Below are 927 nucleotides of genomic sequence, written 5' to 3' on the forward strand. Positions count from 1 at the left end.
TTTAGTTATAATTCCTTAGAAAGGAGGTGATCCAGCCGCAGGTTCTCCTACGGCTACCTTGTTACGACTTCACCCCAATCACTGACCCCACCTTCGGCCGCTGGCTCCTTACGGTTACCTCACGGACTTCGGGTGTTGCCAGCTCTCATGGTGTGACGGGCGGTGTGTACAAGGCCCGGGAACGTATTCACCGCGACATTCTGATTCGCGATTACTAGCAACTCCAGCTTCATGTAGGCGAGTTTCAGCCTACAATCCGAACTGGGATGAGTTTTTTAGTTTGGCTCCCCCTCGCGGGTTTGCATCTAATTGTACTCACCATTGTAGCACGTGTGTAGCCCTGGACATAAGGGGCATGATGATTTGACGTCATCCCCACCTTCCTCCCGGTTAACCCGGGCAGTCTCACTAGAGTGCTCAACTTAATGGTAGCAACTAATGATAAGGGTTGCGCTCGTTGCAGGACTTAACCTAACATCTCACGACACGAGCTGACGACAACCATGCACCACCTGTCTCCCTGCCCCGAAGGGCTTCCTCCATTACGAGTAATTCAGGGGATGTCAAGTCCAGGTAAGGTTCTTCGCGTTGCTTCGAATTAAACCACATGCTCCGCTGCTTGTGCGGGCCCCCGTCAATTCCTTTGAGTTTTAATCTTGCGATCGTACTTCCCAGGCGGAGTACTTATTGTGTTAACTGCGGCACAGAAGGTTGGACCCTCCTACACCTAGTACTCATCGTTTACGGCGTGGACTACCAGGGTATCTAATCCTGTTTGCTACCCACGCTTTCATGCCTCAGCGTCAGTTACGGTCCAGAGAATCGCCTTCGCCACTGGTGTTCTTCCTAATCTCTACGCATTTCACCGCTACACTAGGAATTCCATTCTCCTCTCCCGCACTCTAGATATCCAGTTTGAAATGCAGC

At 51.5% G+C, this 927-nt stretch carries 1 rRNA gene; it reads right to left on the reverse strand.

What is annotated here, in order from left to right:
• Positions 1-19: 19 nt before the first annotated feature.
• A 16S ribosomal RNA gene (locus P8V03_RS19000) occupies positions 20-927 on the reverse strand; the annotation flags it as partial.

Origin of the sequence: Clostridium tanneri, assembly GCF_033659955.1 — a bacterium.
In the GTDB taxonomy this organism is placed as follows: Bacteria; Bacillota; Clostridia; order Clostridiales; family Clostridiaceae; genus Clostridium_AM; species Clostridium_AM tanneri.